Raw genomic sequence first — 5,094 nt, 5'->3', positions numbered from 1 at the left:
TCTGAAGCGGACCGCTGTGCTGGAGACCGATATCGGCCTCAGCATCGATCAAGTCGAAGCGATTCTGGATTATATTACCGAGACCTTCGAAATCCGCTTCCCGGCAGGCACGCTGAACGAAGTGCTGAAGTTGGAAGAACTGTGCCTGCTCGCCTGCTGGCTGAAGGGCTACTACAAACAACCCACGTTTATTTCCGACGCCTATGCCGGGGCCTGCCGCGCGGTTAATCCCAGCGCGCAATAGCTCCAAACACGGGGGCTATGCGTTTTCGCCCCTTCACATAACGCCGTTCACTTCCCACTCTGACTGCCATCGTTTCTTCTGGCCCAATGCCCGAAAGGTTCACGCATGGTCTCGCATCCCGCACCGCTGCTCTTCACCCCGCTCGCGCTCGGGCCGCTCACCCTGTCGAACCGCGCCATCGTTGCGCCGATGTGCCAGTATAGTGCCGTCGAGGGCGTGGCCCAGCCGTGGCATCAGCAGCATTTGGGGGGCTTTGCCGCATCCAACACCGGGCTGATTATTCTGGAAGCCACCGGCGTTACCCTGGAGGGGCGAATTTCCGCCGGCTGCCTCGCGCTTGAAAACGACGCGCAGGAAGCCGCTTTGCGCGACCTGATCGCAGGCATTCGCACCTATAGCGCCGTTCCCCTGGGCATTCAGCTCGGCCATGCCGGGCGCAAAGCCTCCTGCGGCGTCCCCTGGAAGGGCGGCATGCCGATTTCGGTGCGCGACGGCGGCTGGCAGACGGTCGCCCCCACCGACGAGCCTTTCAATCTGGATGCCCCCAAGCCGCACGCGCTGACCGAAGCTGAAATCGCCGGGATCGTCGAAGCCTTTGTGGCGGCGGCCAAGCGTGCCGACCGGGCGGGCTTCGATCTGGTCGAGCTGCACGGCGCGCACGGCTATCTGATCCATCAATTCCTGTCGCCCTTGGTGAATAAGCGCACCGACCGTTACGGCGGGTCGCTGGAAAACCGCCTGCGCTTCGCTTTGGAAATCGCCGCCGCCGTGCGCGCCGTTTGGCCCAAAAGCAAGAGCCTCGGCATGCGCCTATCGGCTTCCGACTGGGTCGATGGCGGCTGGACGCCCGAGGAAACTGCAATTCTGAGCCAAAAGCTCGAAGCCCTTGGGCTCGATTTCATCCACGTCAGCAGCGGCGGCGCGGTGCGCGACGCGCGCGTTCCGGTGACGCCGGGCTATCAGCTCGATTTCGCCGCAACGGTGAAACAGGCCGTCTCGATCCCGGTGATCGGCGTTGGCCTGATCGTCACCCCCGCACAGGCCGAGCAAGCGTTGCAAGACGGCAAGGCCGATGCCATCGCCCTCGCCCGCGCCTTCCTCGACGATCCGCGCTGGGTGTGGCGCGCTGCCGATGCTTGGGGGTTGACCTTGCCATCGCCGGGCAATATCAGCGGGCGACGGGCAAAACCTGGCCGGGCTATCGGCTGAAAAGCGCCGGGCTCGCGCTGGCAGCGGAATAAAGATCGGGAGACGCATGGCGCGGCAGTTCGTTTCGGCCCTGGTGGTTGCCCATAATGAGGAAACCCAGCTCGACGCCTGCCTCGCCACGCTCGCCTTTGCCGACGAGATCGTCGTTGTGCTCGATAAATGCACCGATGGCTCAGAAGCCATCGCCCGCCGCTATACGGATAGGATTGTCGCGGGCTCCTGGCCGCTGGAAGGCCCACGCCGCCGGGCAGGGATCGAAGCCTGCACCCACACTTGGGTGCTGGAAATCGACGCCGACGAACGGGTAACGCCCGACCTGCAAGCCGAGATTCTTCAGTTCCTCACAGCCCCGCCCTACGGCTATGCCCTGGTGCCCATCCGCAATTTCATCGGCGGGCGCGAAATCATCCACGGCTGGGGGGCCTATAATGGGGTCGGCGCGAAACCGATCCTGTTCCAGAAAAACGCGAAAGACTGGGGCGACCAGCCGGTTCACCCGAAAATCGCCCTGCGCGGCACCCGCACGCGGTTTACTGAAGGGCTGATTCATTACGTCGATAAAGATTTTGCGGATACGCTCCAACGCCTCAACCGCTACACCAGCGCCCATGCGCTCGATCTGGTCGACAGTGGCGATATCGGCACGCTGGGCGGTAATCTCCGGCGGATGCTGACGCGCTTCTTCAAGGCCTACGTGCAGCGCAAAGGCTATAAAGAAGGCGCGACCGGCCTGCTGCTGGGGATTTTCGCCGCGCTCTATCCGCTGCTTTCCTATCTGAAAGCGCGGGAGATTTTAGAGCGGCGGGAAAGAGGGTTATAGGCGGGGCCTCTCCACATCCGTGTGGCTAAAGTCATCCCCCTTGAACAGCAAGGGTAATCCCGTTGCTTTGGCGAGAGCATAGGCGAAGCAATCGCCATAGTTTAAATGTGCGGGATGCCGCCCTTTGCCGTAGTGCCGCCAAGCGATCCGAGCAATCTCGGCTTGTTCCTGATCGACGGCCATAACCTCAATGCCCGCGCGATAAATGAATAGGTCCAGTTCCCGGCCAGCCGCCTCGCCTTTGCGGGTTTCAATCACCATCGACGCTTCGAGCAGGTTTGCCGCCGACAGCAGCCGAGGCGACGCTTCCTCGATGGCGCGGGCCAGAAGCGGCGCTTCAGGCTCACCCAGCAGGATGGCAAGGATCGCCGAAGTATCGATAACCATTATCGCGGCAAACCATGCTCGTCATAGTCGAGAATCGCCTCGGCGCGTCGGGTGTCGAGATCGGGTAAGGCGGCGCATCGTGCCCCGATGTCCAGGAGTTCAGCCGCTAATCGGCCCGATCGGTCGCGGCGGACCCGCTGCAATCGTTCCTGAGCCGCCTTGCGAACCGCAACCGTCACGCCTTCGCCCGTGGCGGCGGCGAGTTCTCGGACATACTGTTCCGTGGTCGGATCTTTGATGTTCAGCGGCATCAGGGCACCTGGGCAGAAAAATTATTGCTATAAAGATAGGTGCTCAGGATACCTATGGCAAGCAACCGCTTGCGGGCGGCAATCTGCGGTGGACAGGGAAGCGCGGGAGATTTTGGAGTGACGTTCCCGCCCCTAGACCGGGGCCGGGACGCTCTGCCAAGCGGTCGCCGTATCGTAGAAAAATCGCTCCGTCAGAATCCGGTCGCCGCGCCAAGTTTGGAACGCAAGTTCTTCGAGCCTACGCGCGCTTCCGTCAAGCGCCACCGCATCGAAAACCCAGTTAATCACGACAGAGTCGCCATCCAAGACAACGGCCTTCGGCGGATGCGTGTGCATTTTTTGAAGACGGCTGAGCGCCTTGGCTTCATGGGCCAACAGCACATCGCGGCCGCGGCGGGGCTCAAGCCCATTCTCCTGCATCGTCGCGTCTTCATGGTAGAAATCGGCAATTGCCGCAACATGGTCGCCGCTCACAACCGCCGCAACAAAGGCATTCACGCGCTCCCGAGTGGGCATGGGCTTCCCTCCGTTTAGAATTTAAGGTGTTTCCACACTCCGCCGCGCCGAAAAAGCCGCCATCAGCGTACCATCGTCGAGATAATCCAACTCGCCGCCAACGGGAACCCCGTGGGCGAGGCGGGTGAGCTTGACGCCGCTGTCGGCCAAAACTTCGGTGAGGTAGTAGGCGGTGGTCTGCCCGTCGAGCGTGGCGTTCAGCGCAAGGATGACCTCGCTGACGCCGCCCTCCTTCAGCCGCGCCAGCAAACGCGGTACCCCCAGCGCTTCCGGCCCAACGCCTTCCAGCGCCGACAGCGTGCCGCCGAGCACGTGATAGCGCCCGTGGAAGCTGCCGGTGCGCTCAATCGCCCACAAATCGCCCACCTGTTCGACGATGCAGATCGGCCCGTGGGCGCGAGTCTCGTCGCTGCAAATCCGGCAGGGGTCGGAACTATCCAGCGTACCGCAAACGGTGCAGGTTTTGATCGTGCGCGCCGTTTCGCTGATGGCGTCCGCCAGCGGTATCATCAGCGCGTCGCGCCGTTTCAGCAAATGCAACGCCGCCCGCCGCGCCGACCGAGGGCCGAGGCCGGGCAGGCGGGCGAGCAGGGCGATGAGCCATCGAGCGGCGTCGTCTCGGTCATTCCGGTGGCAACCTGCGTCTGTATCCGTCAGGGGCGTTGCCCCTGAACCCCAACCAAGGGGCTTACCCCTTGGTAATCCCATTTAACTATTGAATGTCCCGTTTCCCTAAGAAAACGCGGATTCTCAAGGGGCCGTCGCCCCTTGAGCGGGGTTGAGGGGCGGAGCCCTCATATTAAAACGGCAGCTTGATCCCCGGCGGCAGCTTCAGGCCCCCGGTGAGGGCGGCCATTTGGTCGGCGGCGAGGGCTTCGGTTTTGCCCTTGGCGTCGTTGACGGCGGCCAGGATCAAATCTTCGAGCATTTCGACTTCATTGGGATCACACAGCGATTTGTCGATGCTGATCTTCTTGAGGTCGCCCTTGCCGTTGACGCGCACTTTCACCATGCCGCCACCGCTTTGGCCATCGACTTCGGCGCTTTCCAGCTTGGCCTGCATTTCGGCCATTTTGGTTTGCATCTGTTGCGCCTGCTTCATCATCTGCCCGAAATTCTTCATCGGGGAACTCCCTTCGGCGGATACGCCGGTTAGAACGTGTGATCGAGAAAATCGCCGTCATCGACGCTAAAATCGCCGGTCTCGTCAAGTAGTTCGGCATCGGGGTCGAGCGGGGCAAGGGGGGCGCTGGGCAGAAACGACTGACGCGGGGTGACGATCATCTCCTCCAGCGTGCCGCCCAAGGCTTTGGCCACCTGCTGCACCAGCGCGTGTTGCGCCAAGCGTTGCCGCCGTGCGACCGCTTCCGACTGCTCTTGCTCGCGTAAGGTCTGCTGGCCGCCCGCCGTGCTCAGCACCACCATCCAGCGCCGACCGGTCCACTCCTGCAAGGCACCCGAGAGGCGGGCCGCGAGATCGCGCGGGGCGCGCTCCAGCGGCATCAGTTCGATCTTGCCGACCTCGAAGGCGACAAGGCGGACATCGTTCATCAGATGGGTGCGCAGGGTGAGGTCTTTGCGCGCCTCGACCAGCGCTACCACTTCTTCGAAACTGCGCGGCTGCGGCAAAGCGGCCTGCGCTTGAACCGGCTCGGCCTGCGCCACGG

Annotated in this window: 8 protein-coding genes and 2 pseudogenes; 4 read left to right on the top strand and 6 right to left on the bottom strand. The window is 62.7% G+C overall.

Going from position 1 to position 5,094, the window contains the following annotated elements:
* The 3 genes and pseudogenes from VZ95_RS25885 to VZ95_RS17015 form a co-directional block, all read left to right on the top strand.
* Positions 1-244, top strand: a pseudogene (locus VZ95_RS25885) (acyl carrier protein); the annotation flags it as partial.
* 105 nt (positions 245-349) lie between these two features.
* Complete coding sequence (locus VZ95_RS17020) at positions 350-1,453, top strand: NADH:flavin oxidoreductase/NADH oxidase (protein ID WP_045776915.1); 1,104 nt, start codon at positions 350-352, stop codon at positions 1,451-1,453.
* Positions 1,454-1,499: 46 nt separating this feature from the next.
* A complete protein-coding gene (locus VZ95_RS17015; RefSeq protein ID WP_045776914.1) occupies positions 1,500-2,273 on the top strand; it encodes a glycosyltransferase family 2 protein in 774 nt (257 codons plus the stop codon).
* On the opposite strand, the gene VZ95_RS17010 is transcribed toward VZ95_RS17015, so the two are convergent.
* The 4 genes from VZ95_RS17010 to recR form a co-directional block, all read right to left on the bottom strand.
* The gene (locus VZ95_RS17010; protein ID WP_045776913.1) at positions 2,268-2,660 is read right to left on the bottom strand and encodes a type II toxin-antitoxin system VapC family toxin; all 393 of its coding nucleotides are present in this window, start codon (positions 2,658-2,660) and stop codon (positions 2,268-2,270) included. The two genes, VZ95_RS17015 and VZ95_RS17010, sit on opposite strands and share 6 nt — an antisense overlap.
* The gene (locus tag VZ95_RS17005) at positions 2,660-2,911 is read right to left on the bottom strand and encodes a type II toxin-antitoxin system VapB family antitoxin (protein WP_045776912.1); all 252 of its coding nucleotides are present in this window, start codon (positions 2,909-2,911) and stop codon (positions 2,660-2,662) included. Before VZ95_RS17005 ends, VZ95_RS17010 begins: the two co-directional genes overlap by 1 nt.
* A 132-nt stretch (positions 2,912-3,043) precedes the next feature.
* Positions 3,044-3,427, bottom strand: coding sequence for a nuclear transport factor 2 family protein (locus VZ95_RS17000; protein WP_045776911.1), 384 nt, complete (start codon positions 3,425-3,427; stop codon positions 3,044-3,046).
* 21 nt (positions 3,428-3,448) lie between these two features.
* The gene (recR, locus tag VZ95_RS16995) at positions 3,449-4,024 is read right to left on the bottom strand and encodes a recombination mediator RecR (protein WP_232302721.1); all 576 of its coding nucleotides are present in this window, start codon (positions 4,022-4,024) and stop codon (positions 3,449-3,451) included.
* On the opposite strand from recR, the gene VZ95_RS27415 reads away from it, so the two are divergent.
* Complete coding sequence (locus VZ95_RS27415) at positions 3,962-4,099, top strand: hypothetical protein (protein WP_232302722.1); 138 nt, start codon at positions 3,962-3,964, stop codon at positions 4,097-4,099. The two genes, recR and VZ95_RS27415, sit on opposite strands and share 63 nt — an antisense overlap.
* A 127-nt stretch (positions 4,100-4,226) precedes the next feature.
* Here the strand turns inward: VZ95_RS27415 and VZ95_RS16990 are convergent, their stop codons facing one another.
* Together VZ95_RS16990 and VZ95_RS16985 are read right to left on the bottom strand one after the other, a co-directional pair.
* On the bottom strand, positions 4,227-4,550 hold the full coding sequence (locus tag VZ95_RS16990; protein WP_045776910.1) for a YbaB/EbfC family nucleoid-associated protein: 324 nt from the start codon (positions 4,548-4,550) through the stop codon (positions 4,227-4,229).
* Between the two features lie 29 nt (positions 4,551-4,579).
* A pseudogene (locus tag VZ95_RS16985) lies at positions 4,580-5,094 on the bottom strand (DNA polymerase III subunit gamma/tau); the annotation flags it as partial.

The organism is Elstera litoralis (genome assembly GCF_000963705.1).
GTDB classification, from domain to species: Bacteria; Pseudomonadota; Alphaproteobacteria; order Elsterales; family Elsteraceae; genus Elstera; species Elstera litoralis.
This window is presented reverse-complemented; position numbering and strand designations above follow the sequence as displayed.